The organism is Rhizobacter sp. OV335 (assembly GCF_900142965.1).
GTDB lineage: Bacteria > Pseudomonadota > Gammaproteobacteria > Burkholderiales > Burkholderiaceae_C > Rhizobacter.
The window spans coordinates 332,571-358,153 of record NZ_FRCQ01000001.1; the positions used below are offsets into that span (position 1 = coordinate 332,571).

The following is a 25,583-nucleotide window of genomic DNA, read 5'->3' on the forward strand; positions in this document are numbered from 1 at the left end:
CGTTCAGAGGCCGGTCCACGGCCGGGGTGCTGCGGCATCGACCCCCAGCAGCGACAGCACCCGCTCCACGGTCTCGTTCACCAGCTCGTCGATCGTCGTCGGCCGGTGATAGAACGCCGGCAGCGGCGGGAAGATCACGCCGCCCATCTCGGTCACCGCGGTCATGTTGCGCAGGTGCGCCAGGTTGAAGGGCGTCTCGCGCACCATCAGCACGAGGCGGCGGCGCTCCTTCAGCGTCACGTCGGCGGCGCGGGCCAGCAGGCTGTCGGAGAAGCCGTGCGCCACCGCGGCGAGCGTCTTCATCGAGCATGGCGCGATCACCATCGCCGAACTCGGGAACGAGCCGCTCGCGATCGCGGCACCGATGTCGGCCGGGTTGTAGGCGGTGTGGGCCAGCGCTTCGAGTTCGCGCCGGTCGAGGCCGAGCTCGTGGTGCACGTTCAGCACGCCGGCCGAGCTCGCCACCAGGTGGGTCTCGCAGCCGATCGTCTTCAGGCGCTCGAGCAGCCGCACGGCATAGACCGCGCCGCTGGCGCCGGTCACGCCGACGACGATGCGCTGCGGCACGGTCACGCGGTTCAGACTTTGGCGCCCAGCACCTGCTGCAGCTCGCCCGCCTGGTACATCTCCATCATGATGTCCGAGCCGCCGACGAACTCGCCGTTCACGTAGAGCTGCGGGATGGTCGGCCAGTTCGCGTAGTCCTTGATGCCCTGGCGCACGCCCTCGTCCTCGAGGACGTTGACGGTCTTCAGGTCGGTCACGCCGCAGGCCTTCAGCACCTGCACCGCGCGGCCGGAGAAACCGCACATCGGAAATTGCGCCGTCCCCTTCATGAACAGAACCACGCGGTTCTGCTTGACGAGGTCATCGATGCGTTGCTGTACGTCGCTCATGGTCTGGCGCCGGCGGGCCCGGCAAAGTTCAGGGTGGAAGGACCGACGTTATACGGCAAACCGCAGGCCGCCCGTGCCGGCGGTCGGCATGCCCCCGGGAGAAATGCGACTTCGCAGCCCCGGTCAGAACGAGTACGACACGCCGAGCTGCAGCACCGGCTGCAGGCGCAGTTCGCGCACCTGGTCGTCCAGGCTCTGGCCGAGGCTGCGTCCGAAGCGGCCGGCCAGCACGCCGACGTCGGCGGAGAAGCCCCAGCCTCCCTTGACCGACAGGCCGGTGTAGCCGATGCCGACGTAGGGCGAGGTGGCGCTGTCGGTGCTGCCGTCGGGCGGGGTGGGACTCGTGCGGCGGTCGATGCTGAACTGGGCGCCGCTGCCGGGGCCGCTCCAGGGCGACGAGCGCGGCCCGAACAGCACGCCGCTGGTGGCACGCAGCCCGCCGGCCGGGGCGCCCTGGCTGAAGGCCGGCATCAGGTAGTAGTCGGCCATCAGGCTCAGGCTGCTGAGCTTCAGGCTGGTGGAGTCGAAGCCGGGGGTTTCGCTGCGCAGGCCGGGGCTGGTGCTGGCGGTGCCCAGGCTCATGCGGCCTTGCAGCTTGCGCCATCCCAGCCCGTTGCCGCCGGCGTCGAGGGCCATCGCAGCCTGTGCGCCGACGAGCGCCAGGGCGCCCGCGACGATCCACTTCCACCTTGGGTTCCACATGGCGACCTCTCCTTGCGACGGGTGTGACGGGAGACGAACCTGCGGCCCGCTGAAGGCCTCGAGACCATGCTACGCCGGCCGCGCCGCGTTGGGGGCCGACACCCCGTGACCCAGTGGCAACAGTCGTCAGCGCGTGCAGTCGTGCCAGTAACAAACTCAGCGCGTGGCTTGCCGCCAACGGCCGCCGGTGCAGCGCTCGTTGCCGCCCAGGTCGCGCCGGGTGCCCACCTGGTGCAGGCCGGCTGCGGCCAGCAAGGCCTGCACGTCGCGGGCCTGGTCGTGGCCATGCTCCAGCAAGAGCCAGCTTCCGTCGCGCAAGTGGGCACTGGCACCAGCGACGATTTCGCGCAGCGAATCCAGGCCGTCGCCGTCCGGGGTCAGCGCCAGCAGGGGCTCGTGCTGCAGCGCATCGAGGTGGTGGTCGTCGCCCGCGATGTAGGGCGGGTTGCTGACGACCAGGTCGAAGTGCCGGCCCGCGACCGGCGTCCACCAGTGGCCTGGCAGCAACGCGAGCGCCAGGCCGAGGGTGCCGGCATTGGCTTCGGCGACCGCCAGTGCCTCGGGGCTGGCGTCGACGGCGGTCAGGTCCGCGCGCGGGCACCGGTGCTTGAGCGCGAGCGCGATCGCACCGGAGCCGGTGCCCAGGTCGAGTACCCGTGGCGCGGCCGTGCCGGCGAGTTCGGTGGCGAGCAACTCCAGTGCCCAGTCGACCAGCGTCTCGGTGTCGGGCCGCGGCACCAGCACGGCGGGTGAGACCTGCAGCGTCAGGCCATGGAAATCCTGGCGGCCCAGCAGGTAGGCGACCGGCTCACCGGCGCTGCGGCGCGCGACGAGCGCGTCGAAGTGCTCGGCCTGCCCAGGCGCCAGCGCATCGTCGCCATGGGCGATCAGCCAGCTGCGCTCGCGGCCGAGCACCGCGCCGAGCAGCAACTGCGCGTCGAGCCGGTCCAGCCCCGCACCACGTGCGCCGGCGAGCGCGCCATCGACGGTGGAGGCGCTCACGCGCCGCGCCCTTCCAGCTCGGCCAGCTGCTCCGCGGCACTGGCGGCCTGCAAGGCGGCCACCACGTCGTCGAGCTCGCCCTCCATCACCGACTGCAGCTTGTAGAGCGTCAGGTTGATGCGGTGATCGGTCAGCCGCCCTTGCGGAAAGTTGTAGGTGCGGATGCGGTCGCTGCGGTCGCCGCTGCCGATCAGTCCCTTGCGCGTGGCCGCTTCCTTGGCGGCACGCTCGCTGCGGTCCTTCTCGCGCAGCCGTGCGGCCAGCACCGCCAGCGCCTTGGCCTTGTTGCGGTGCTGCGAGCGGTCGTCCTGGCATTCGGCGACCAGCCCGGTCGGCAGGTGGGTGATGCGGATCGCGCTGTCGGTCTTGTTGACGTGCTGGCCACCCGCGCCGCTGGCGCGGAAGGTGTCGATGCGCAGGTCGGCGGGGTTCAGCTGGATCTCCTCGGCCTCGTCGGGCTCCGGCATCGCCGCGACGGTGCAGGCGCTGGTGTGGATGCGCCCCTGCGTCTCGGTCTGCGGCACGCGCTGCACGCGGTGGCCGCCCGATTCGAACTTCAGCCGGGCATACACATCGTCGCCGTCGACGCGCAGCACCACTTCCTTGTAGCCGCCGAGGTCGGACATGCTCTCGGACATCAGCTCGGTGCGCCAGCCGCAGCGCTCCGCGTAGCGGGTGTACATGCGCAGGAGGTCGGCCGCGAACAGCGCCGATTCGTCGCCGCCGGTGCCGGCGCGGATCTCGAGGAAGGCGTTGCGGCCGTCGTCCGGATCGCGCGGCAGCAGCGCGGTCTGCAGTTCGTTCTGCAGCCGCTCGAGATCGCTCTCGGCGCCGGTGATCTCCTCGCGTGCCATCTCGGCGAGGTCGGCGTCGCCCAGCATGTCGCGCGCGGCCAGCAGGTCGCGCTCGCGCTGCTGGTAGCGGCGAAAGCGCTGCACCACGCTGTCGACCTCGGCGTGCTCGCGGGTCAGGCCGCGGAAGCGGTTCATGTCGCTGACCACCGATGGGTCGGCGAGCGTCGCGTCGAGTTCGCTCAGCCGCATCGCGAGGCGTTCGAACTGCTGGCGGAGGGTGTCTTTCATCGGGGCTCCGGAAAAGTTTCGCGGAGCCGGCGCGCGGCCGAAGCCGCAACAGGATGCGCCCGCCCCGCCGTCATGCGGCGGACGACGGCGCGTCGCTAGTGGTGGCCGTCGCCCGGCTTGCGGGGGGCACCGCGCAGGAACAGGCGGGACACCGTCTGCGCGAGCGCAGCGCGCTGTTCGCCGTCAGCTGCATGCAGTTCGGCCAGCGTGCCGTGCAGCATCTTCTGGGTCAGGCCGCGGGTCAGCGCATCGAGCACCACATCGAGGTCCTCGCCCTTCGCGAGCATCTTGCGGGCACGCGCGATCTCGGCGGCGCGCCAGTCGTCGGCCTGCGCGTTCAGCGCCTGGATCAGCGGCACCGTGCCGCGCTGGTCGAGCCAGTGCACGAAGCTCTGCACGCCGCTCTCGATGATGACCTCGGCCTGCTCGACCGCGGCCTGGCGCTTCTCGCCGGCCGTCTGCACCAGCGCCGACAGGTCGTCGACGGTGTAGAGGTAGACGTCGTTCAGCCGGGACACCTCGGGTTCGATGTCGCGCGGCACGGCCAGGTCGACCATGAACATCGGCCGGTGCTTGCGCGCCTTCAGCGCGCGCTCGACGGCGCCCAGGCCGATGATCGGCAGCGAACTGGCGGTGCACGAGATGACGGCATCGAATTCGCCGAGCCGGGCCGGCAGGTCGGACAGGCGGATCGCCTCGGCACCGAAGCGGCCGGCCAGCTTCTCGCCGCGCTCGAGCGTGCGGTTGGCGACCGCCATCGCGCGCGGCGCCCGGGCCGCGAAGTGCGTGGCGACCAGCTCGATCATCTCGCCGGCGCCGACGAACAGCACCTTGGTCTCGCGCAGGTCCTCGAACAGCTGCGAGGCCAGGCGCACCGCGGCGGCGGCCATGCTGATCGAGTGCGAGCCGATCTCGGTGGAGCTGCGCACGTCTTTCGCGACCGCGAACGAGCGCTGGAACATCTGGTGCAGCGTCGTGCCCAGCGTGCCGGCGCTGCTGGCCTCGCGCACCGCCTGCTTCATCTGGCCGAGGATCTGCGGCTCGCCCAGCACCATCGAATCGAGGCCGCTGGCCACGCGGAAGGCATGGCGCGCCGCGGCGCCGCCTTCCAGCACGTAGGCGTGGTCCATGAAGTGCTGGCTCGCCACGCCACCCAGGCCGGCCAGCCAGTCGATGGCCGGGCGCACCAGCGCCGGTTCGGCCGCGCAATACAGCTCGGTGCGGTTGCAGGTCGACAGGATCGCGGCTTCGGGGCTGCCGCTCGGGCGCGTGACCCGTTCGCGAAACCCCTGGAGGGTGGGCGCCAACTGCTCGAGCGTGAACGCAAAACGGCCCCGCAAATCCAGCGGAGCCGTCGTGTGGTTCAGACCGAGGGCGAAAACACTCATCTGCAGATTATAAAATTTGCCGCGCTGTCGGGCGTTTGCTGATGCTCAAGACCGTCATAGCCGCTGACGATTCGTCACAATGTAGCGGTTTGGCGGCAACTTCCGGGCCAGCTTTTGCGAGAACCAGTCGATGGGACCTTTGGACGCACTGTGGCATTTGTTGAATTTCCTCGGCCCCGCCTTCGGCGTCACCGGCATCGCGTCGGCGATGGTCAAGCTGTTGTGGCGCCGTGAACTGGCCGGCGTCCGCTGGGCCCGGCTGTGGCTGTGGTCGGCCGGTGTCGCCAGCGTGGTGACCATCGTCGGGCTGGCCTGGCTGGGGCGCGACGGCAAGATGGCGACCTACGGCGCGATGGTCGCCGGCTGTGCGCTGACGCTCTGGTGGGCCGGCTTCGGCCCCGGCCGGCGCTAGGCCACCACCGCTTCCTCCAGCGTCACCACCTCGCCCCGCAGCGAATGCGGGTACGCCAGCGTGATGTTCACGTCGATCATCTGCCCGACCAGCCGTGCCGGCCCGGCGAAGTTGACGATGCGGTTGCACTCGGTGCGGCCCATCAGCTCGTTCGCATCCTTGCGCGACGGCCCTTCGACCAGGATGCGCTGCACCGTGCCGACACGCGACAGCCCGATGCGGCGCTGGTTGTCCTCGATCGTCGCCTGCAGGTGCTGCAGCCGCGCCAGCTTGGTCTCGTGCGGCGTGTTGTCGGCCAGTGCCGCGGCCGGCGTGCCGGGCCGCGGGCTGTAGATGAAGCTGAAGCTCGAATCGAAGCCGACGTCGTCGATCAGCTTCATCATCTTCGTGAAATCGTCCTCGGTCTCGCCGGGGAAGCCGACGATGAAGTCGCTCGACAGGCTGATGTCCGGACGCACCGCGCGCAGCTTGCGGATCGTGCTCTTGTACTCGAGCACCGTGTAGCCGCGCTTCATCGCCATCAGGATGCGGTCGCTGCCGTGCTGCACCGGCAGGTGCAAGTGGTTGACGAGCTGCGGCACGCGGCCATACACCTCGACCAGCCGGTTCGTGAACTCGTTCGGGTGGCTGGTGGTGTAGCGGATGCGCTGGATGCCGGGGATCGCGGCCACGTACTCGATCAGCAACGCGAAGTCGGCGATCTCGGCGGTGCCGCCCATCGCGCCGCGGTAGGCATTGACGTTCTGGCCCAGCAGCGTCACTTCCTTGACGCCTTGGTCGGCCAGTCCGGCCACCTCGACCAGCACGTCGTCGAACGGTCGCGAGACCTCTTCGCCGCGGGTGTACGGCACCACGCAGTAGCTGCAGTACTTCGAGCAGCCTTCCATGATCGACACGAAGGCCGTCGCGCCGTCGACCCGCGCCGGCGGCAGGTGGTCGAACTTCTCGATCTCGGGGAAGCTGATGTCGACCTGCGGGCGCTGCTGACGCTGGCGCTGCTTCAGCAGCTCGGGCAGGCGGTGCAGCGTCTGCGGGCCGAACACCACGTCGACATAGGGTGCGCGCTCGATGATGGCCGCGCCTTCCTGGCTGGCCACGCAGCCGCCGACGCCGATCATCACGCCCTTGGCCTTCAGGTGCTTGACGCGGCCGAGGTCGCTGAACACTTTCTCCTGCGCCTTCTCGCGCACCGAGCAGGTGTTGAACAGGATCAGGTCGGCCTGCTCGGGGTCCTGCGTCGGCTCGTAGCCTTCGGCCGCGTGCATGACGTCGGACATCTTGTCCGAGTCGTATTCGTTCATCTGGCAGCCGAAGGTCTTGATGTAGACCTTCTTGGTGCGTTGTTCTTCCATCATGGCCTCGTCACGGCTTGGTCCAGACCTGGGCGGCCTGGTCGAAGGTCCAGGTCTGCGTCTGCTCGACCGTGGTCGGCCACGGCACGACCTTGATCTCGTCGTCGCGCAGGATCCACACGTCCTTGATCAGCCCGGTGAACTCGGTGGTGTAGTGCACGACCAGCTTGCTGCCGACCAGCGGGCCGGTCAGCACCAGCAGGTTGTTCTGGCCGCGGATGCGCACGCCCGGGGCGAGCTGCGCCGGCTTGCCGTTCAGCGTGACCTGCGGCGGGTTGTCGAAGGCGATCACGCCACGCAACGCGTTCTGCGGGAACGGGCGCTGCGCCTGGGCGGCGGCGGGGAGGGTGGCGCAGGCGAAGGCGAGGGCTGCGGTTGCAGCGATCACACAGCGGTACATGGTGTTGATCCAGTGGCTGTCGGTCAGACGGAAGGTCGATTCTAGGTCAGCCCCTCGGGCCGACCCCGCGCAGGCCCCACACTTGCGACCATGATCGAACCCCTGCTGCTGACCACCGCCCGCGTCTCCACCTTCGACGGCGCCCTCCCGCTGACCGGTGCGAGCGGTTTCTTCTTCGAGCGCGACGGGCGGCTCTTCCTCGTCACCAGCCGCCACGTGCTGATCGACGCACCGAGCAAGCATTACCCGAGCCGCGTCGAGATCGAGCTGCACACCGATGCGGTCAACCTGACGCGCTCGATCGGGCTGTCGATGCTGCTGTACCGCGACGGCAAGAGCGTCTGGCGCCAGGGGCGCGACGCCGGCGGCGAGATCGACGTCGCGGTGCTCGAGATCGAGCGCGCCGCGCTGCCGGCCGGCGTGGCGATGGTGCCGTTCACGCCCGACCACCTGCAGCATTCCCTCGACGAGGTGGAGGTCGGCAGCTCGCTGCTGGTGGTGGGCTTCCCGCTCGGCTTCCACGACGTGGTGCACCACCTGCCGGTGGTGCGGCAGGCGGCGATCGCGTCGTCGTTCGGCGTGCGCTTCCAGGGCCAGGGCTACTTCCTGACCGATGCGCGCACCCACCGCGGCACCAGCGGCGCGCCGGTCGTGATGCGCCACGCACAAGGCGATGCGCTGCCGTGGAAGCTGCTCGGGATCCACTCGTCGCGCATGGACATGGGCGGACGCGACCTGGAGAGCGATGAATCGCTGGGGCTGAACTGCGCGTGGTACGCCGACATCCTGATGACGCTGACCGACGACGAGGCGGCCGTCGCCCCGCTGCCGTGAACCGCTTCCGGCGGGGAAATCTCCTTGAAATCGTCACAGGTATGTCGGATCGGGGTGGTACTGTCGGAGTGTTCGCCGTTCAAAGTCGTTCCCGAAAGGCCTCATGAGCATGACCCGTTCCGCGCCTCGCCGACCCTCGACCGAAGCGCCCGCCCGCCCTCCCGTGACCGCCGCGGCACTCAAACGACAGGCGCTGCGCAATGCCTTGCTCGGCACGGTGGAGTTGCTGCAGCACCGGCAGGCTGAACAGATCAATGCAAAGCTGATCGACGACTACGTGGCGCTCGATTGGTTCGAGTGGCGCGGTGGCGCGCTGCAGATCACGCTGACGGGCCAGAACATCTGCAAGCAGATCCGCAGCGGCCTCATCTGAAAGCCCGATCCGGCACCTCGCATGCATAGCCCAACAGGGCTTTGCGCGCAGGCCGCGGGTGGGCGCAGGGTAAAATATGCACGGTAGGCATGCATAAGACCGTCTTTCAGCAAGTCCTCATCCCTGTTCCCGGATCTGTTCCGGGGATGCCGGTTGACAGTCCCATCGTTGATTTTCTTGGCGTCTCTGCACTGCGCGGCATGTGCTGCGCATGACTCGAAAGGAAACAACATGACGACGACTCAAACGCAAACCGGCACCGTGAAGTGGTTCGACGAAGGCAAGGGCTTCGGCTTCATCACGCCGGACGGCGGCGGCAAGGACCTGTTCGCCCACTTCAGCCAGATCCAGGGCGGCGGCTTCAAGAGCCTGGCTGAAAGCCAGCGCGTTCAATTCGAAGTGACGCAGGGCCAGAAGGGCCCGCAAGCTTCGAACATCGTCCCGGCCTGACCGGAACGCAGGGACCCGGCACTCGCAGGGTCTCTCAAGAAAACCGCGGCCTTGGTCGCGGTTTTTTCATTGGAGGCGCGCAACATGAAGAACCTGCAGGAAGCCACCGAGCGCATCTGCGACCTGAAGGGCTCGCTGGTGGCGATGGACGCGCTGATGGCGGCGCTGATCCGCGTGCTGCCCGCCGGGCAGCGTGCCGAATTGCGCACGGCCTTCGAGGACAACGCCGAGGTCGCGCGCACCGTGATGCTGCATGCGTCGATCTCCGAGCTGTCGATCGCCGCGTTCGAGCGCGACGTCGAGCGCACCACCACGCTGATCGGGTCGTAGGCGCGCTCCTCTTGCCTTCTTGCCCTCTCAGGCCTTCAGGTCGTGCTCGCGCAGCATCACCGGCTCCAGCGAGCCGGCGGCGAAGCGGCGACGCACCGCCGCGTCGATTTCGCCGCGGTGGGCGTTGTAGGTGGCCACCGCGTCGGCGCCCCCCATGGCCGCGCGGTAGCGGTAGTGCAGCGCACGCATGCTGATGCTGGCCCCGATCGACGCGCCGTCGTCGAGCAGCACCCAGAAGCGCACGTCGCCCGAGGCGTCGTGGAGGAAGGGCGTGGGCAGCATGGCAGGCACCTCGGAGAGGCAGGGCAAAGGAGCCCGATCGTATACCTGTCGCGCCGTCCGACACGCCGGCTGACACGGCGCGGCAGTCTGGAACCAGGACGGTCGGCGATGTGACGGATTTCGCACCGCGTGACCTGCCGCGTCAGGCCCGATGCCCGGTGCCGCGCGAACCGCGCCCCTGGTCCGCAACTTGCCATTCAAAGCCTGTCGCCGCCCCGTGCGGCCCCGCGAAAGGCATCCGATGTCAGCACCCGAATCGTCGACCGCAGAAGTGGCCAAGTTGCTGCACCGCCTGTGGATGCGCGTGAGCCGCGGCGACACCGGCTATGGCGACGACATGCAGGACACGGTGGTCGATCCCGACCGCGAGTTCGGCTTCGCCGACACCGAGGTCGAAGACCGCTTCCGCTTCGGTCCGACCTACGGCCTGAACTGACGCCACCGGATCAGGACCAGCCCGCGTCGACGACGAAGCTCTGCGCGGTGCACATCTTCGAATCGTCGGCGGCCAGGAACAGCGCCATCGTCGCGATGTCTTCCGACTGAAGCCGCCCCGGCAGGCACTGGTTCGCGTCGAGGTCCTTCTCGGATTCGGGCGTGACCCACAGGCGCAGCTGCTTATCCGTCATCACCCAGCCCGGCACCAGCGCATTGACGCGGATGTTGCGCTTGCCCAGGTCCTTGGCGAGCGAGCGGGTCAGGCCGTGGATGGCCGCCTTGGTCGTCGCATACGCCGGGTAGCCAGCGCCCTTGATCATCCAGCTGATCGAACCGAGGTTGATGATCGAGCCGCCGCCCAGGCCGACCATGTCGTCGACCACCGCCTGCGCCGCGAAGAACTGGTGGCGCAGGTTGACGTTCATGCACTGGTCCCAGAACTCCGGCGTCACCTCCTCGACCTGGTGGCGCTGGTCGTTGGCCGCGTTGTTGACCAGCGCGCCGATCGGACCGAACGCGCTGCGCGTCTGCGCGATGGCCGCCTGCAGCGCCGCGATGTCGGTCACGTCGCAGGGGATGAACAGCGGCGTCGGTGCGCCATGCGGGTTCGGCTGGGCGGCAATCCCGGCCAGCAGCGCATCGGCCGCCTCGCGGTTGCGGCCGACGAAGCCGACCTTCGCGCCCTGCGCATGGAAGTGCTCGACGAAGGCGGTGCCGATGCCGGTGGTGCCGCCGCTGATGAAGACGGTGCGGCCTTCGAGGCTCGGGTAGTGGGCGAAACGATTCATTGGAGGGGCTCCTGGGGTTCAGCCGACCAGCCCGCGCGCGCGGGCCAGCCGGTGCAGTCCGCGCGCGGTCAGCGCCTCGGCATGGGCGATCGCCTGCAGGCCGCGGGCCGCCAGCGCACGCTCGTAGCGGCGGGTCAGCGCGGCGCTGCCGATCAGGTGCACCGTGCCGGTCGCCGGCGCGAGCCCGTTCAGCTCGTGGCCGACCAGCAGGCCGGACAGGTACGACGGTGCCGCCGCGCCGCTCAGCTCGCCGAACAGGCCGAGCGTGCGCACGCTGAAGAGCTGGTTCGGCAGGCCGCCGCTGCCGCGGCTGGTCTGCAGCCCGCGCGCGAACGCGGCCTCGTCGTCGCCGGCGTCCTTGTCCATCAGCGCGCCGAGCAGGCTGTGCTGCGTCAGCAGCGCATACAGCTCGCCGGTCATCGCGGTGTGGATGCGCGTGATGCGGCCGTGCTCGACGCTGATCCACTTGCTGTGCGTGCCGGGCAGGCACAGCGTGTGCGGGCCGGCGCCGGGCAGGTCGTCGAGCAGGCCCAGCACCTGGGTCTCTTCGCCGCGCATCACCTCGGGCGTGCCGATGTTCTGCAGGTCGACCGCCCGGTCGCTCATGCCGGGCGCGATGAAGAGCTGACGGCCTGGCAGCGCAGGCGCCTCGAACGCCAGCATGCCGGCGGCGATCGCATCGGCCCCGGCCGGGCAGGCGACGTAGGGCACCTCGCGCCAGCCGTTGCGGCTGCCGATCATGCCGGCCATCACGATGTGCGCGTCGCTCCAGCCGTCGATCTGCTCGGCCAGCACGGCCTCGAAACGGCCCTGGCAGGCCAGCAGCGCGGCCGGGGTGCTGCGCTGTGCCAGCACCTTGCCGGCGGCGTCGAGGCGGTAGGCGCGCAGGCTGCTCGTGCCCCAGTCGATGGCGATCATCTTGTCGGTGTCTCCGTGATGCGGTGCGCCCCGGTGGAGCGCCCGGTGTTCTTCAGCCGCGGGCGGCTTGCAGTGCGGCAACGAAGGCGCGCGCCATCTCGCTGGTGCGCGACACGTCCTGTCCCGGCTTGTAGAGGTCGCTGCCGAGCCCGGCGCCGATGCAGCCTGCCGCCAAGTACTCGCCCAGGTTGGCCGGCGTGACGCCGCCCACCGCGAACAGCGGCACGCCGGCCGGCAGCACCGCCTTCAGCGCCTTCACATGGCCGGTGCCGTAGGTGGTGGCCGGGAACAGCTTCAGCGCCTGCGCGCCGGCATCCAGCGCATCGAAGGCCTCGCTGGCGGTCGCGAAGCCGGCCGCCACCTGCAGGCCGCGCTGCACCGCGTACGCGATCAACGAAGGCCGGGTGTTCGGCGTCACGACCAGCTTCGCGCCGACCTCGACCAGCGCATCGACATCGGCCGGCTTCAGCACCGTGCCGCCGCCGATCAGCGCGCGGCTGCCGAAGCGCTGCACGATGTCGGCCACGCTCTTCTGCCATTGCGGCGAGTTGAGCGGGACTTCGATCGCATCGAAGCCGGCGTCGATCAGGGCCTGCGCATGGGGCAGGGCTTCTTCGGGGCGGATGCCGCGCAGGATCGCGATCAGCGGCAGGGAGGTCGGCCAGGTCATGGGCAACAGCGTAGCGAGCGCCTGCGGTCGGCACAAATGAAATTTTGGGCCGCCGCCATAGCAAAACCGGGGGCGCTCGCCCTCGCCCTCTCAGCCCGGCAGCTCGCGCGCCCGCTGCAGCAGCAGCTCGCGTTCGCGCTCGTTGCGCGTCATCTCGGCGGCGCGCTCGAAGGCCTCGCGCGCCTCGCCATGGCGGCCCAGTCGCGCCAGCAGGTCGGCGCGCACGCTCGGCAGCCAGTGGTAGTTCGCGAGCGCCGGCTCCGATTCGAGTTCGTCGACCAGCGCCAGCCCCGCGGCCGGCCCGAACGCCATGCCGACGGCGACCGCGCGGTTCAGCGCCACCACCGGCGACGGTGCCACCTGCTCGAGCGCGTCGTACAGCGCGACGATCAGCCCCCAGTCGGTCTCGCCGGCGCTGCGTGCCCGCGCATGGCAGGCCGCGAGCGCCGCCTGCAGCGCGTACGGCCCGCGCGCGCCGCCCAGCGCCTCCGACTGCGCGAGCGCCGCGAGGCCGCGCGCGATCATCTGCCCATCCCAGCGGCTGCGGTCCTGCTCCATCAGCAGCACCGCGCGGCCCTGCGCATCGGTGCGCGCCGGCGTGCGCGAGGCCTGGATCTCCATCAGCGCGAGCAGCCCGTGCACCTCGCTCTCGCCCGGCACCAGGCCGGCCAGCACGCGGCCGAGCCGCAGCGCCTCGTCGCACAGGGCTGGGCGCATCCAGTCGTCGCCGACGGTCGCCGAATAGCCTTCGTTGAACACCAGGTAGATCACCTCCAGCACCGATGCGAGCCGCGCCGCGCGCTCGGCCGCCTGCGGCACTTCGAACGGCACGCGGGCCGCGCTCAGCGTGCGCTTGGCGCGCACGATGCGTTGCGCGATCGTCGGCTCAGGCACCAGGAAGGCGCGCGCGATCTCGTCGGTGGTGAGGCCGCCCAGCAGCCGCAGCGTCAGCGCGACGCGTGCATCGGTCGACAGCACCGGGTGGCAGGCGGTGAAGATCAGGCGCAGCAGGTCGTCGCCGATGTCGTCCTCGCGCGCGGCATCGAGCCCGTCGACGAAATCCGGCACCACGTGCGCCTGCATCGCGTCCAGCTCGTGGCCGAGTTCCTCGTGCTTGCGGGCGTGCAGCGCATCCTGCCGCAGCCGGTCGAGTGCGCGGTGCTTGGCGGTGGTCATCAGCCAGGCCGCCGGGTTGTCGGGCAGCACGCCGTCGCTCCAGTGCTCCAGCGCGGCGAGCAGCGCGTCTTGCGCGAGTTCCTCGGCCAGGCCGACGTCGCGCACGATGCGCGCGACGTGGGCGATGACCTTGGCGGCCTCGGCGCGCCAGACGGCTTCGATCGCACGGTGTATCTCTGGCGATGTCTTTGTGGATGCCACCAGAATCCTCAGGTGTTCTTCTCGGCCAGCGTCTTCAGGTTCGCAAGCCCGGCCTCGAAGTCGGTGCCGACCATGCGGTCGACGTTGATGAAGACGTGCATCACCTTGCCCAGGTACGGCACCGGGCCGTGCATCGCCCAGGTCACGCGCGTGCCGCCTTGTTCAGGCTGCAGCGTGAACTCGGCCTGGTTGTGCGCCTCGAACGGCTTCACGAAATCGAGTGCCATCGTGACCTTCGACGCCGGCACGGTCTCGAGGATCGCCAGGCTGCCGGTGCCGACCTCGTTGCTCTCCCAGCCGTAGCTGGCACCGCGGCCGACCGTGGTCGCGCCGTAGCTGCCCTTGATGGCAGGGTCCTTGCGCTCGTACGGGTTCCAGGTGTTGAAGCTGTGCAAGTCGTTGATCATCGCGTGCAGCCGCTCCGGCGGCGCCTGGATGCGCAGGCTGCGCTCGACGCGGAAGGTGTCGGGCTTGGTGGCGGCGTAGGCCAGCAGCACCGCGAGCGCGGCGGCAATGACGAGCAGGGTGGACTTCAGCATGATCGGCTCCTGGGTGTGACGGGCGGAGCGAACGGTCCGCGCCTGTTCACACGACGGGCGATCACGTGCCGGATCGACACCGCTGCCAGTGCCTCAGGGATTACCCGGGTGCTGCGCCGCCATCGGCTTCACGCGAAGCAGGGGCCCAGCTCGCGGACTTCGATCGTGCACCACTCGGCGGCCGGGCAGTCGGCGGCGATGGCCACCGCCTCGTCGCGCGTCTTCACGTCGAGCAGGAAGAAGCCGCCGATCATTTCCTTGGCCTCGGCGAACGGGCCGTCGACCAGGCGCTTCTCGCCGGCGCGCTTCTGCACGCGCACCGCGCGGTCCTGCGCGAGCAGCGATTCGGCACTCTTCAGCACGCCGCGGGCCTTCAGCTTCTCGGCATAGCCGAGCATGCTGTCGTAAGCCGCCTGGCCTTCGGCGAGCGTGCGCTGGCCGCGCTGTTCGATGGGTTCGACGATGAGCATCACGTAGGACATGGGGTCTCCGATCTCGAATAGGCGTTCATTGTGAAGCGGAAGCGCGGCCGTGGGGGTACGGCAGCACCGTCGCGAAGCTGGCGATGCACAGCAGCAGCATCGCCGTGGCCAGCGGCAGCGCCGAGTGGCCCGACATGAACGGCGCGACGCCCTGCGTGCCGAGCGCGCCGGCCGCCAGGATGGCCAGCATCAGCATCGCGGATGCGCGGCCCATCTGCACCGGCGGCAAGGCCAGCGCCTCGCTGAACGCGGCTGGGCCGCGCACCGCGAGCACTGCGCAGAAGGCGCACCAGAACACCGCGACGCTGGCGAAGCCCGGCTGCCCGAGCCAGGCCAGCAACACGAAGCCGCCGCACAGCGCCACGTGCGCCGCGCAGCCGAACTGCACCGCGCGCGCCGCGCCGAAGCGTCGGCTGATGCGCCCCGACTGGCTGGCCACCGCCATGAAGCACAGCACGCTCATCAGCTGCAGCGCGGCGAAGCTGCCGGCGCCGAGCCCGAACGCATGCACCATCAGCTGCGGCGCGCTTGCGACGAAGCTCAGCAGCGCGCCGAAGCACAGCGCATGGCACAGCGCGAGGCGCAGGTACTTGCGGTTGCCGAGGATCTGGACGTAGCCCGAGGCCGCGCTGCGGTCCAGCCCCGGCAGCTCGCGCGGCGTGACCCGCACGACGAAGGGCAGCGCGAGCAGCGTGACGACGCCGAGGATCCAGAACGTCGCGCGCCAGTCCATCACCAGCAGCAGCGCGCTGCCGAGCAGCGGCCCGGCGGCCGGCACCGCCGACTCGATCATCGCGATCGATGCGATGCCCTTCACCGCATGCTCGTCGGACAGCGTCGCGCGCACCACGCTCGGCGCGACCACCGTCGCGGCGCCGGCAGCGGCGCCCTGCAGCGCGCGCATCGCGAGCAGCCAGCCGATGTCGGGTGCGAGCGCGCAGCCGAAGGCGCTGAGCACCAGCAGCGAGACGCCGATCAGCACGCAGCGGCGCGGCCCGAGCTGCGTCATCGCCTCGCCCCAGATCAGCTGCGACGCGGCCAGCCCGGCGAGGAACACCGCGACCGTCGCCTGCGCCAGCGTCACGTCGATGCCGAGCGAGGCCTGCAGCGTCGGCACGGCGGGCAGGAACAGGTCCATCGCCAGCATGCTGGTGGCGGTGACGATGGACAGCGGCAGGACGGTGCGGACGGTGGACGGCATCGCGGGGCGGCAAGGCAGGGCGCCGACTGTAGCTGCTATCGTCACGCCGCACTCTCCCCAAGGAACACCATGTCGAGCTACATCGAAGGCGCACTGACCCAGGACGAACGCGTGCTGCACTATGCCCACGTGAGCCTGTGGTCGCTGTGGGTGCCGCTGCTGGTCGGGCTGGTGCTGCTGCCGGCCTTCGGCATCGGGCTGATCGCCTGGGGCTATGCCTACGTGATGTACAAGACCACCGAGCTGGCGGTGACGAACAAGCGGGTGATCGTCAAGCAGGGCTTCATCTCGCGGCAGACGATCGAGATCAACATCAACAAGGTCGAGTCGATCCAGGTCGACCAGACGGTGATGGGCCGTATGCTGGACTACGGCTCGCTGCTGATCTCGGGCGCCGGCTCGCCGCAGGCGCCGCTGAGCGGCATCTCGAAGCCGCTCGCGTTCCGCCGGGCGTTCATGGAAGCGCAGGACGGCGCCTCTCACCGCTGATCTCACCGCTGAAGGGAGTCCCCATGCCCAAGTTCGCCGCCAACCTGAGCCTGATGTACACCGAGCACGACTTCGTCGACCGTTTCGGCGCCGCGGCGCGCGACGGCTTCGACGCGGTCGAGTGCCTGTTCCCGTACGACGTGCCGGCCGCCGAGCTGAAGGCGCGCCTTCAGGGGAACGGGCTGCGGCAGGTGTTGTTCAATGCGCCGCCCGGGGATGCAACGCAAGGCGAGCGCGGCCTGGCCTGCCTGCCGGGCCGTGAGGCCGCGTTCCGCGAAGGCATCGAGCATGCGCTGGCGCTGGCCGCGGAGATCGGTTGCCCGCGCCTGCACGTGATGGCGGGCATCGCGCCGCCCGAGGTCGACCGCGCCTGGCTGCGCGAGTGCTATGTCGCCAACCTCGACTGGGCCGCCGGCCACGCCGCGCCGGCGGGCATCGAGCTGACGATCGAGCCGATCAACACGCGCGACATCCCCGGCTACTTCCTGAACCGGCAGTCGGAAGCGCATGCCGTCGTCGTCGAACTGGGCCGGCCCAACCTCAAGGTGCAGATGGATCTCTACCACTGCCAGATCGTCGAGGGCGATGTCGAGATGAAGCTGCGCCACTACCTGCCGAGCGGCCGCGTCGGCCACCTGCAGGTGGCCGGCGTGCCGCAGCGGCACGAGCCCGATGTCGGCGAGTTGAACTGCGCCCACCTGTTCGACGTGATCGACGAACTCGGCTGGGACGGCCACATCGGCTGCGAATACCGGCCGCGCGCCGGCACCTCGGCCGGGCTCGGCTGGTGGCGTCAGCGCTCGGCCTGAACCACGGCTGCCACCTGCGCGATCAGGTTCGACACGCCGGCCGCGACATGGCCCGACGGCACATGGGCCGATGCGTTCTCGATGTGGCCGGTCTGGTCGTCGAAGAAGAAGTCGGGCTCGAACTCGCGCAGGAACTCGCCCTTCGGCAGCCCGCCGAGGAACATCGCCTCGTCGACCTCGATGTGCCAGTCCATCAGCGTGCGGATCGCGCGCTCGTGGGCCGGCGCGCTGCGCGCGGTGACGAGCGCGGTGCGCACGCGCATCGCCGGCGAAGCCTGGCGCTGCAGCAGCTGCAGCGCCTCGAGCAGCGGCTTGAACGGCCCGGCCGGCAGCGGCTTCAGCGCCTTGTCGCGCTCGTGCGCCTGGAAGGCATCGAGCCCGGCGCTCTGGAACACCTGCTCCGCCTCGTCGGAGAACAGCACCGCGTCGCCGTCGAACGCGATGCGCACCTCGTGCGGATGCGCGTCGGAGGCGCGCGCCGAGTGCGGGTAGACGCGCGCGGCCGGCACGCCGGCCTCGAGCGCCGAGCGCACGTCGGCCTCGTTGGTCGACAGGAACAGGTGGGCGTTCAGCGGGCGCAGGTAGCGCCACGGCGATTCGCCGCGCGTGAACACGCCCCGCTGGATCGGCAGCCCGTAGTGCTGGGCCGAGCGGAACACCCGCATGCCCGACACCGGGTCGTTGCGCGACAGGATCACCACCTCGACCGAGGCCTGCGGTGACGCCGCGTTGAACGCGAGCAGCTTGTTGACCAGCGAGAACGCGACGCCCGGCTTGGCCGGCTCGGCGACGCGCTGCAGCTGCAGTTGCATGTAGGCGCGGTCGTCCTTGGCTTCGAAGAGCTGGTTCTCTTCTTCGAAGTCGAACAGGGCGCGCGAGGAAATGGCCACGACGAGCTGGCCGGCGAGGGTGGCGGGCATCGCCGGATCATACGGGTGGGTCGCGCTGAAACAAACGAAACAAAGCCGGGCGTTGCGGAAACGGGGTTGATACCCACCGCTTCGACACTGATGGCATACCAACACGCACAACCGCCCGGAGCCCCCCATGACCGCGACCCTCGTCACCACCACGCTGCAACGCCTGTTCTCCCGCCGGGCTGCCACGCCGGTGCGTCGTCCGTCGCGCGTCGCGGTGCAGCGCGCCCGTTTCGCGCAGACGCACCGGCTGGAGTTCGCCGACACCAAGCCGGAGGTGTTCCGCAGCGAGGCCTTCGGCGAGGACATCGCCCACCTGCACCTCAGCCTGTGAGCGGCCGCCGATGAACACGCCGACCGCCACCGAATGGATCACCGCGGTGCTGAGCGGTGCGAACCGCGCCGGCATTGCGCCGCCGGACCGATATGATCCGGCGCGAACCCCCCGCGACAACCCGCAACGAGGCATCTTCCCCATGGCGTCCGGCGCGCAAGCCGCCATCCCTGTCGTGCTGGTCGTCGACGACGAACCGGAGATTCGCTCGCTGCTGAGCGAGTACTTCGGCCGCCACGGCCTGGTCGTGCGCACCGCGCAAGATGCTGCGCAGGCGCGCGAGATGCTCGCCGAATCGCTGCCCGACCTGGCCATCCTCGACGTCAACATGCCCGGCGAGAACGGCCTGTCGCTGGCGCGCTGGATGCGCGAGCGCCACCCGCACATGGGGCTGGTGATGCTGACGACCGCCGGCGAATCGATCGACCGCATCGTCGGGCTGGAGCTCGGTGCCGACGACTACGTGCCCAAGCCCTTCGAGATGCGCGAGCTGCTGGCCCGCATCCGCGCGGTGCTGCGCCGCGTGACGCTCGCCACCCTCGCGCCGCAGGTGGCGGCCGCCGCGTCGCAGCCGACGCCATGCAAGCGCGTGCGCTTCGGCATCTGCGAACTCGACCTCGACCAGCGCCGGCTGTTCGCGCTCGACGGCCACGAGGTCGAGATCAGCGCCGCCGAGTTCGACCTGCTGTCGCTGTTCGCGCGCAACCCGAACCGGCCGCTGAACCGCGACCAGATCATGGAGCAGGCGCACAACCGCGGCTGGGACGTGTTCGACCGCTCGATCGACCTGCGCGTGATGCGGCTGCGCCGCAAGATCGAATCCAACCCCGACAAGCCGGAAGTGCTGAAGACCGTTCGCAACGTGGGCTACGTGTTCGTGCCCCACGTTGCGGATGCATGACGACAGGATTGCAGCGCGAGTTCAGCTGGACCGGCCACCTGCGATGGGGCGAGCGCCCCGGCGAGGCGGACAGTGCGGCGCTGGACCCGGCGCTGATGAGTTCGCTGCTCGACCACATCACCGCGCGCGTCGCGGTGATCGACCGTGATCACTGCTATCGGTATGCGAACGGCGAGGCGGCCGGCTTCTTCGGGCTGACGCCGAAGCAGATCGCCGGCCGGCACCTGGCCGACGTGATCGGCCGCGCGTCGTACGAAGGCTACCTGCCATGGGCCGAGCGGCTGTTCGGCGGCGAATCGCTGCGCTGGCAGGGCTGGGTCGAGTACCCGGTGCGAGGGCGCCGCTTCATCCAGGAAACGATGGTGCCGTACGGGCCGGCCGGCGAGCCGGTGCAGGCGATCGTCGTGTTCGGGCGCGACCACACCGAGCTGAAGCTGCACGAAGAGGCGCTGGCCCGCCAGGTCGAGCAGCTGCGCGCCAGCGAGGCGCTGAAATCGGCCATCGTCGACCATGCGCTGGCGGCGCTGATCTCGACCGACGGGCAGGGCTGCATCGTCGAGTTCAACCCGTCGGCCGAGGCGATGTTCGGCCACCGCCGCGCCGAGGTGCTGGGCCGGCGTGTCAGCGAGGTCGTGATGCCCGAGCGCTACCGCGCCGCGCACGACGCCGGCATGGCGCGGCTCGCCGGCGGCGGTGCGCCGCGCGTGCTGGGCCGGCGCATGGAGCTGTTCGGGCTGCGCGCCGACGGCCGCGAGTTCCCGATCGAAATGGTGCTGTGGCGCAGCGACGTCGGCGGCACGGTGTTCTACACCGCATCGATGGTCGACGTGACCGAGCGGCACGGTGCCGCGCAGCAGATCGAGCGCCAGCGCGAGGCGCTGCGCCAGAGCGAGAAGCTGACCGCGATGGGCAGCCTGCTGGCCGGCGTGGCGCACGAGCTGAACAACCCGCTCGCGATCGTGATGGGGCGCGCCAGCCTGCTGGAAGAGAAGTGCGAGGACGATGCGCTGAAGGCCGACGTGCTGCGCATCCGCGAGGCCGCCGAGCGCTGCGGGCGCATCGTGCGCACCTTCCTCGACATGGCGCGCAGCAAGCCGCCGCAGCGCGGCACGATCGACATCAACGACCTGGTGCGGGCCGCGGTCGAGATGCTGCACTACGGTTACCGCACGCACGGCATCGAGCTGGAAACCGAGCTGGAGGCGGCGTTGCCGGCCATCAATGCCGACGGCGACCAGATCGGCCAAGTGGTGCTGAACCTGCTGATCAATGCGCAGCAGGCGCTGGCCGGGCAAGGCACGCGCCGGCGCGTGAAGGTGCAGACGGGGGTCGAGGCGCGGCGCGACAACCGCGCGCAGCGGGTGTGGCTGCGCGTGGCCGACAGCGGGCCGGGCGTGTCGCCGGAGCATGCGGCGCGCGTCTTCGAACCGTTCTTCACGACCAAGGCCGAGGGCATCGGCACCGGGCTCGGCCTGGCGGTGTCGCGCTCGCTGGCGCGCGAGCACGGCGGCGACCTGATCCTCGAGGCGGCGGGCGCGGAGGGCGGCGCGAGCTTCCGGCTCAGCGTACCGGTCAGCGGCGTGGCCGACGAGGCGGTGGTGGCGCCGCGCGCCGAGCCGGCCGAGGCACCGGCGCAGGCGCGCCTGCTGGTGGTCGACGACGAGGCCGAGCTGCTGGGCCTGATGCGCGAGATGCTGGAGGGCGCCGGCTACGACGTGGCGACCGCAGAATCGGGCGCGGTCGCGCTGGAAATGCTGGAGACGGCGCGCTTCGACGCGATCGTCTCCGACCTGCGCATGCCCGATGTCGACGGCGCGGCGCTGTGGCGCGAGGTGAGCCGGCGCCGGCCGCAGCTTGCGCGGCACATGCTGTTCGTGACCGGCGACACCTTGTCGCCCGATGCGCGCGAGTTCCTGAAAGAGGCGCGCTGCACCGGGCTGGACAAGCCGTTCTCGAAGGCGGACCTGCTGGCGCGGGTGGCGGCGCTGGTGGCCTAGCCGCCTTGGCGCCCCCTTACTTCAGGATCGTCTTCTCCGAGTGTCCGAAGAGGAGGATCGTGCGCATGCGGCCTGCGGCGTCGAATTCGACGACGTCGTACCCCCAGAAGCCGGCCTCGCCCTTGGCATCGACGAATTGCCAGGTCGCCAAGCCGTGGTTCTCCCAGCCCAGCATTTCGTTCATCCGGAACAGCCCGCCCGGGCTGCGCTTCTGGAACACTTCGAGATGGGCGATCACCTCTGCAATTCCGCGGCGTGTTTGAAGCGGGTTGGTGAAGACGACGTCTTCCGAAAGACTGTCGCGCAGCAGTGCGAGTCGCCTGCTGTCGTCGATCGGCGCCCACGCGGAAAGATAGGTTTCGTAGGTCCGCGCGCGCGGATCCGACTTCGCGGATGGACCTCCGGGAATGGCTTGCGCGGCGAGTGAAAGCGCCGGCGAACCACCACTGGAAAGGAGAAGCAAAGAGATGGCCATTACTTTTCGTCGTTGCATCAGGACTGACATGCGGATCTCCATTGACAAGGCATGCGCAAAGTCTGCCCGGCGCCCGGGGGCACGGGAACCCGCACGATGGGCAAGGCAAAGTTGCCTTTCGGGCCATGCGAAGCTCGCCTGAACCGCATGCTTGACAGCGAACTCTCCCTCTCCCAGCTTCGGTGCTTCGTCGCGGTCGTCGATTTCCGCTCGCTGACGGAAGCAGCCCGTCAATTGGGCATGTCCCCGGCGAGCATGTCCAAGGCCATCACGAGGCTGGAACAGACCAGCGGCGTCAAGCTCTTTCATCGGTCCACGCATGCACTGTCATTGAGCCAGGACGGCGAGCGGCTGGTGGGTGCGGCGCGCGAGGCGGTGCGCGCGGCCAGCGTCTTCAGCAAATCGGCGGGGGCGCGCCATCAGGACGGTACGTCGGGCTGGATCCGGATCACCGCGGCGGTGGCCTTTGCACGCGAGGTCCTGACGCCGTTGCTGGCGGATTTCGGCCGCGAGCACCCGACCGTCCGGATCGATCTTCGCGCCACGAACGAACTCGTCGACCTCGCCAGGGATGGCGTCGACCTGGCCATCCGCAGCGGGTCGCTGTCCGACCTTCCAGGGCATCTCCAATCCCTCTGGTTCAAGTTCCCCTGGGTGGTCTGCGCCGCACCGCAGTACCTCAGCGGAAAGCCGCTTCCATCGTGCCCCGAAGACATCGGTCAGCATCGGGTGATCGGGTTCAGGAACCAGCACACCGGGCAGGTTCGAGCGTGGACGTTCTGCCGGCCGGGAGCCGACGCCGAGGAAATCCGCCTGGTGCCCGAGCCCGCGATGGTCTTCGACGACGGAGCGGCCGCCGCGCTGGCCGGGATTCAAGGGGCCGGCCTGATCGCCGCGCCGTTGTGGCTGGTCGCCGGCGCCCTCGAAGCGGGGCAATTGGTGGAACTGTTGAGCGATTGGAGAGCGGCTGCTGCGCCCATCAGCTTCTTGCGGCGAGAGCGACACCTCGTGCCGGAGCGCGTCGACAAGCTCATCGCGTTCCTCCGCGCCCGACCGCCACTCGCGGGCGACTGAAGAGGGGTCAGGCCACCGCGCCCTCGCGCGCCGCCTCGATCATCGTGCGCGACACGATGCCATACATCGCCACCCACGCGTCGTGCACCTCGGGCGTGAACGCGTCGCCGAGGCCTTCGCGCAGTGTCCTGATCAGCGCGGCGCCCACGGTCGCGTAGTGCTCGGCGTGCACGCCGTAGCCGGCATGGCGGCGGCCGAGCAGGCGCAGTGCGGCATGCAGCGTGAACGGATCGTCGAGCACGCGGATCGCCGCGGCCAGCATCGTCATCAGGCGCTCGCCCTGGTGGCGGATGTCGGTGCGAAAGAGTTCGCGCAGGCCGGGGTCGGCGGCGAACAGGTTCTCGTAGAAGCGCTGCGCGGTGTCGGCGGCGTGCGGCTGCACCAGGTTGAAGCTGTGGCGGATCAGGTGGATGTCGTGCGGGGTCATTCGGTGGATTCCTTGCGATGTCTGGCACGCAAGGATGGCGACCGATTGATTCGATGCCGTTTCGACGCCGGCTCCTGCGTGTTTCGTTGGTTGCCCGGCCTGGACTCAGCCAGCCACCGGCATGGCGCGCCATCGCAGCGTGACCGACAGGCCGGGGCCGCCCGTGCCGTCTCGCAGGCCGTCCTTCAGCTCGATGAGTGCGCCCATCTGCTGCGTCGCCGCCTGCACGATCGCCAGGCCCAGGCCCGATCCCGATCCCGAGGCCGCCGCGGCCGATGCGGTGCCGCGCCGGAAGCGCTCGAACACATGGGCACGGTCGGCCACCGCGATGCCGGGGCCGTCGTCACTCACGTCGAGCACGCAGTCGCCGTCGTCGCGCAGCATCAAGCTCACCTCCACCCGGCCCTCGGGTCGACCGTAGCGGATCGCGTTGCCGATCAGGTTGTGCAGCACCGTCTCGACCGCATGACCGGGGCTGTCGATCGGCAGGCTGTCGGGCCCGGCGTAGCCGAGTTCGATGCCGCGCGCCTGCGCCTCGTCGGCATGCATCGCCAGGCAATCGCGCGCCACGTCGGCCAGGTCGATGCGCTCCATCCGGTGCTCGACGCCGGCCTCCAGCCGCGCCAGCGCGAGCAGCTGGTTCACCAGCCGCATCGAGCGCGCGAGGCCGCGCTCCAGCCGCTGCGCCGCGGCGTCGCGCTCGTCGGCATCGCGGCTGCGCTTCAGCGTGTCGCACTGCGCCGCGATCACCGCCAGCGGCGTGCGCAGCTCGTGCGCCGCATCGGCCAGGAAGGCGCGCTCGCGCTGCAGCAGCGCTTGCAGGCGCGCCAGCGTGCCGTTCAGTTCGTCGACCACCGGCCGCAGCTCGCGGTAGGGCTGCGCGACCCGCACCGGCTGCAGGTCGGCCGGCGAGCGCGCGGCCAGGTCCTGCGACAGGCTCAGCAGCGGGCGCAGGCCGGTTCGCACCGCCAGCCACACCGGCAGCAGCAGCACCGGAAAGCCGATCAGCAGCTGCGCCACCGTGACCGCGCTCGACAGCCCCACGCCCAGCACCCGGTCGCGCGCCGCGACCGATTGCTGAACGTCGATGCGGCGCGCGCGGTCAGCGGTCCAGCGCCGGTACACGTGTTGCGCCGCCTGCCCCTCGCCGACCATGAAGAAGCCCAGGCGGCCATCGTCGGCCAGTGCCGGCACGTCGCTGCCACCCTGCGCGAGCAGCCGGCCGGCGGCGTCGTGCACCCGGAACGCCAGGTAACCGCGCTCGGCGCCGACCCTTTGCCCATCGGCGGCGATCTTCAGCGCGACGCCATGCAGCGCCGCGTCGGGCGGCAGCGCCGCGTCGGTCAGCACCTGCTCGACCACCTCGCTGACGCTGCGCATCTCCTTGTCGAACTCGACGGAGGCGGTGGCCACCGCCAGCACCACCATCGCGCCCCAGGCCAGCACATAGGCACCCAGCAGCGCCACCATCAGCCGCCGCGTGATCGACGGCGTGGTCAGGCGGCGCATCATTCGACGACGCTGTAGCCGACACCGCGCACGGTGCGGATGCAGCCCTCGCCGAGCTTGCGGCGCAGGTTGTGGATGTGCCATTCGAGCGCGCCGAACTCCATCGGCTCGTTCAACGGCATCACCGCGCGGGCGAGGCGGTGCTTGGACACCACCTCGCCGGCATGCCGGGCCAGCTCGGCGACGATCTGGAACTCCTTCGGCGACAAGGCGGTCAGCGCGCCGTCCACGCGCACCTCGCGGCGCAGGCTGTCGATCTGCAGCGCACCGACCGTCCACACCGCCGACGCGTGCCCGCCGCTGCGCCGCGTGACGGCGCGGATGCGCGAGGCCAGTTCCTCTGGCGCGGCGGGCTTGATCACGTAGTCGTCGGCACCGGCGTCGAGGCTGGACACGCGCGCATCGAGCGCATCGCGCGCCGTCAGCACGATGACCGGCAGCTTCAGCCCGGCGCGGCGCCAGCGCTGCAGCAGCTGCAGGCCTTCGCCGTCGGGCAGGCCCAGGTCGAGCAGCACGCAGGCGAAGGGCAGCGCGTCTTCGTCGGCGCTGCTCGTCAAGGCCTGGGCATGCGCCACGCTGCGCACCCATTCGCTGGTCAGCCCGTGGCCGGCGAGTGCGCGCTGCAGTTCGGCGCCCAGTTCGAGGTCGTCTTCGACGAGGAGGAGGTGCATGGTGCGGATCCGGATGGGGTCGGCGCCGAGTCTAGTGGGGCGACCCTGGGCATTCCCTAAGCTG

At 70.0% G+C, this 25,583-nt stretch carries 33 protein-coding genes; 12 read left to right on the plus strand and 21 right to left on the minus strand.

The features are described 5' to 3' along the window. Positions 1–3 precede the first annotated feature (3 nt). The 6 genes from BUE42_RS01520 to hemA form a co-directional block, all read right to left on the minus strand. Positions 4–567, minus strand: a complete 564-nt coding sequence (locus BUE42_RS01520) for a UbiX family flavin prenyltransferase (protein WP_073462401.1) — start codon at positions 565–567, stop codon at positions 4–6. Positions 568–578: 11 nt separating this feature from the next. Continuing rightward, the gene (gene grxD / locus BUE42_RS01525; RefSeq protein ID WP_047500156.1) at positions 579–896 is read right to left on the minus strand and encodes a Grx4 family monothiol glutaredoxin; all 318 of its coding nucleotides are present in this window, start codon (positions 894–896) and stop codon (positions 579–581) included. A gap of 123 nt (positions 897–1,019) precedes the next feature. Next, positions 1,020–1,598: a hypothetical protein gene (locus BUE42_RS01530; protein WP_073462324.1), complete on the minus strand. Its 579-nt coding sequence runs from the start codon at positions 1,596–1,598 to the stop codon at positions 1,020–1,022. 156 nt (positions 1,599–1,754) lie between these two features. After that, positions 1,755–2,600 (minus strand): peptide chain release factor N(5)-glutamine methyltransferase, encoded by an 846-nt coding sequence (prmC, locus tag BUE42_RS01535; RefSeq protein ID WP_073462325.1) that lies wholly within the window; start codon positions 2,598–2,600, stop codon positions 1,755–1,757. Then, the gene (gene prfA, locus BUE42_RS01540) at positions 2,597–3,682 is read right to left on the minus strand and encodes a peptide chain release factor 1 (RefSeq protein ID WP_073462326.1); all 1,086 of its coding nucleotides are present in this window, start codon (positions 3,680–3,682) and stop codon (positions 2,597–2,599) included. The genes prmC and prfA overlap by 4 nt, the downstream gene beginning before the upstream one ends. A 95-nt stretch (positions 3,683–3,777) precedes the next feature. After that, positions 3,778–5,070 (minus strand): glutamyl-tRNA reductase, encoded by a 1,293-nt coding sequence (gene hemA, locus BUE42_RS01545; RefSeq protein WP_073462327.1) that lies wholly within the window; start codon positions 5,068–5,070, stop codon positions 3,778–3,780. A 130-nt stretch (positions 5,071–5,200) separates the two neighbouring features. Between hemA and BUE42_RS01550 the strand changes: the two genes are divergently transcribed. Further along, complete coding sequence (locus BUE42_RS01550) at positions 5,201–5,482, plus strand: hypothetical protein (RefSeq protein ID WP_073462328.1); 282 nt, start codon at positions 5,201–5,203, stop codon at positions 5,480–5,482. Here the strand turns inward: BUE42_RS01550 and miaB are convergent. Together miaB and BUE42_RS01560 are read right to left on the minus strand one after the other, a co-directional pair. After that, positions 5,479–6,834 (minus strand): tRNA (N6-isopentenyl adenosine(37)-C2)-methylthiotransferase MiaB, encoded by a 1,356-nt coding sequence (gene miaB, locus BUE42_RS01555; RefSeq protein WP_143171242.1) that lies wholly within the window; start codon positions 6,832–6,834, stop codon positions 5,479–5,481. The two genes, BUE42_RS01550 and miaB, sit on opposite strands and share 4 nt — an antisense overlap. Positions 6,835–6,844: 10 nt before the next feature. After that, entirely contained in the window at positions 6,845–7,234 is a 390-nt protein-coding gene (locus BUE42_RS01560; RefSeq protein ID WP_073462330.1) for a hypothetical protein, read from the minus strand. A 90-nt stretch (positions 7,235–7,324) separates the two neighbouring features. Between BUE42_RS01560 and BUE42_RS01565 the strand changes: the two genes are divergently transcribed. From BUE42_RS01565 to BUE42_RS01580, 4 genes are all read left to right on the plus strand, one after another. After that, positions 7,325–8,068, plus strand: a complete 744-nt coding sequence (locus tag BUE42_RS01565; RefSeq protein ID WP_073462331.1) for a S1 family peptidase — start codon at positions 7,325–7,327, stop codon at positions 8,066–8,068. Positions 8,069–8,231: 163 nt separating this feature from the next. Next, positions 8,232–8,441 (plus strand): hypothetical protein, encoded by a 210-nt coding sequence (locus BUE42_RS01570; RefSeq protein WP_083613794.1) that lies wholly within the window; start codon positions 8,232–8,234, stop codon positions 8,439–8,441. Between the two features lie 231 nt (positions 8,442–8,672). Continuing rightward, positions 8,673–8,891, plus strand: a complete 219-nt coding sequence (locus BUE42_RS01575) for a cold-shock protein (RefSeq protein ID WP_073462332.1) — start codon at positions 8,673–8,675, stop codon at positions 8,889–8,891. A gap of 84 nt (positions 8,892–8,975) precedes the next feature. Further along, on the plus strand, positions 8,976–9,221 hold the full coding sequence (locus tag BUE42_RS01580; RefSeq protein WP_143171243.1) for a hypothetical protein: 246 nt from the start codon (positions 8,976–8,978) through the stop codon (positions 9,219–9,221). Between the two features lie 27 nt (positions 9,222–9,248). Here BUE42_RS01580 and BUE42_RS01585 read toward each other — a convergent pair whose 3' ends face one another. Next, positions 9,249–9,503: a DUF1488 family protein gene (locus tag BUE42_RS01585; protein WP_073462334.1), complete on the minus strand. Its 255-nt coding sequence runs from the start codon at positions 9,501–9,503 to the stop codon at positions 9,249–9,251. Positions 9,504–9,744: 241 nt separating this feature from the next. On the opposite strand from BUE42_RS01585, the gene BUE42_RS31890 reads away from it, so the two are divergent. Continuing rightward, positions 9,745–9,939 (plus strand): hypothetical protein, encoded by a 195-nt coding sequence (locus tag BUE42_RS31890; protein ID WP_143171244.1) that lies wholly within the window; start codon positions 9,745–9,747, stop codon positions 9,937–9,939. Positions 9,940–9,949: 10 nt separating this feature from the next. On the opposite strand, the gene BUE42_RS01590 is transcribed toward BUE42_RS31890, so the two are convergent. The 7 genes from BUE42_RS01590 to BUE42_RS01620 all read right to left on the minus strand — a co-directional run bounded on the left by BUE42_RS01590 (position 9,950) and on the right by BUE42_RS01620 (position 15,916). Further along, a complete protein-coding gene (locus BUE42_RS01590) occupies positions 9,950–10,729 on the minus strand; it encodes an SDR family NAD(P)-dependent oxidoreductase (RefSeq protein WP_073462335.1) in 780 nt (259 codons plus the stop codon). Between the two features lie 18 nt (positions 10,730–10,747). Further along, on the minus strand, positions 10,748–11,647 hold the full coding sequence (locus tag BUE42_RS01595; RefSeq protein WP_073462336.1) for a 2-dehydro-3-deoxygalactonokinase: 900 nt from the start codon (positions 11,645–11,647) through the stop codon (positions 10,748–10,750). A gap of 52 nt (positions 11,648–11,699) precedes the next feature. Further along, positions 11,700–12,317 (minus strand): 2-dehydro-3-deoxy-6-phosphogalactonate aldolase, encoded by a 618-nt coding sequence (locus BUE42_RS01600; protein ID WP_073462337.1) that lies wholly within the window; start codon positions 12,315–12,317, stop codon positions 11,700–11,702. 90 nt (positions 12,318–12,407) lie between these two features. Next, positions 12,408–13,694: an RNA polymerase sigma factor gene (locus BUE42_RS01605; protein WP_073462338.1), complete on the minus strand. Its 1,287-nt coding sequence runs from the start codon at positions 13,692–13,694 to the stop codon at positions 12,408–12,410. Between the two features lie 8 nt (positions 13,695–13,702). Further along, positions 13,703–14,233, minus strand: coding sequence for an SRPBCC family protein (locus tag BUE42_RS01610; RefSeq protein WP_073462339.1), 531 nt, complete (start codon positions 14,231–14,233; stop codon positions 13,703–13,705). Between the two features lie 128 nt (positions 14,234–14,361). After that, positions 14,362–14,715, minus strand: a complete 354-nt coding sequence (locus BUE42_RS01615) for a YciI family protein (protein WP_073462340.1) — start codon at positions 14,713–14,715, stop codon at positions 14,362–14,364. Positions 14,716–14,740: 25 nt separating this feature from the next. Then, positions 14,741–15,916, minus strand: coding sequence for an MFS transporter (locus BUE42_RS01620; protein ID WP_073462341.1), 1,176 nt, complete (start codon positions 15,914–15,916; stop codon positions 14,741–14,743). Positions 15,917–15,985: 69 nt separating this feature from the next. On the opposite strand from BUE42_RS01620, the gene BUE42_RS01625 reads away from it, so the two are divergent. Continuing rightward, the gene (locus tag BUE42_RS01625) at positions 15,986–16,405 is read left to right on the plus strand and encodes a PH domain-containing protein (protein WP_073462342.1); all 420 of its coding nucleotides are present in this window, start codon (positions 15,986–15,988) and stop codon (positions 16,403–16,405) included. Positions 16,406–16,428: 23 nt separating this feature from the next. Next, positions 16,429–17,214: a 2-oxo-tetronate isomerase gene (otnI, locus tag BUE42_RS01630; RefSeq protein WP_073462343.1), complete on the plus strand. Its 786-nt coding sequence runs from the start codon at positions 16,429–16,431 to the stop codon at positions 17,212–17,214. On the opposite strand, the gene BUE42_RS01635 is transcribed toward otnI, so the two are convergent. After that, positions 17,199–18,134, minus strand: coding sequence for a 5'-nucleotidase (locus BUE42_RS01635; RefSeq protein ID WP_073462344.1), 936 nt, complete (start codon positions 18,132–18,134; stop codon positions 17,199–17,201). The genes otnI and BUE42_RS01635 overlap by 16 nt on opposite strands. Positions 18,135–18,261: 127 nt before the next feature. On the opposite strand from BUE42_RS01635, the gene BUE42_RS01640 reads away from it, so the two are divergent. Genes BUE42_RS01640 through BUE42_RS01650 form a run of 3 tightly spaced genes read left to right on the plus strand, consistent with a single transcriptional unit; the run spans position 18,262 to position 21,363 of the window. Beyond that, positions 18,262–18,465, plus strand: coding sequence for a hypothetical protein (locus BUE42_RS01640; protein ID WP_073462345.1), 204 nt, complete (start codon positions 18,262–18,264; stop codon positions 18,463–18,465). Positions 18,466–18,475: 10 nt separating this feature from the next. Then, complete coding sequence (locus BUE42_RS01645; protein WP_235002012.1) at positions 18,476–19,366, plus strand: response regulator; 891 nt, start codon at positions 18,476–18,478, stop codon at positions 19,364–19,366. Further along, positions 19,363–21,363 carry a hybrid sensor histidine kinase/response regulator gene (locus BUE42_RS01650; RefSeq protein WP_083613795.1) on the plus strand — a complete coding sequence of 667 codons (2,001 nt, stop codon included), beginning with the start codon at positions 19,363–19,365 and terminating at the stop codon, positions 21,361–21,363. The genes BUE42_RS01645 and BUE42_RS01650 overlap by 4 nt, the downstream gene beginning before the upstream one ends. Positions 21,364–21,379: 16 nt before the next feature. Here BUE42_RS01650 and BUE42_RS01655 read toward each other — a convergent pair whose 3' ends face one another. Next, positions 21,380–21,868 (minus strand): nuclear transport factor 2 family protein, encoded by a 489-nt coding sequence (locus tag BUE42_RS01655; RefSeq protein ID WP_159445353.1) that lies wholly within the window; start codon positions 21,866–21,868, stop codon positions 21,380–21,382. A 66-nt stretch (positions 21,869–21,934) separates the two neighbouring features. Here BUE42_RS01655 and BUE42_RS01660 point away from each other — a divergent pair, with 66 nt between their 5' ends. Continuing rightward, on the plus strand, positions 21,935–22,912 hold the full coding sequence (locus tag BUE42_RS01660; protein WP_235002014.1) for a LysR family transcriptional regulator: 978 nt from the start codon (positions 21,935–21,937) through the stop codon (positions 22,910–22,912). A gap of 7 nt (positions 22,913–22,919) precedes the next feature. Here BUE42_RS01660 and BUE42_RS01665 read toward each other — a convergent pair whose 3' ends face one another. The 3 genes from BUE42_RS01665 to BUE42_RS01675 form a co-directional block, all read right to left on the minus strand. Further along, a complete protein-coding gene (locus BUE42_RS01665; protein ID WP_073462348.1) occupies positions 22,920–23,339 on the minus strand; it encodes a globin family protein in 420 nt (139 codons plus the stop codon). Between the two features lie 105 nt (positions 23,340–23,444). After that, complete coding sequence (locus tag BUE42_RS01670) at positions 23,445–24,851, minus strand: sensor histidine kinase (RefSeq protein ID WP_073462349.1); 1,407 nt, start codon at positions 24,849–24,851, stop codon at positions 23,445–23,447. After that, the gene (locus BUE42_RS01675) at positions 24,848–25,519 is read right to left on the minus strand and encodes a response regulator (RefSeq protein WP_073462350.1); all 672 of its coding nucleotides are present in this window, start codon (positions 25,517–25,519) and stop codon (positions 24,848–24,850) included. The genes BUE42_RS01670 and BUE42_RS01675 overlap by 4 nt, the downstream gene beginning before the upstream one ends. Positions 25,520–25,583: the final 64 nt, after the last annotated feature.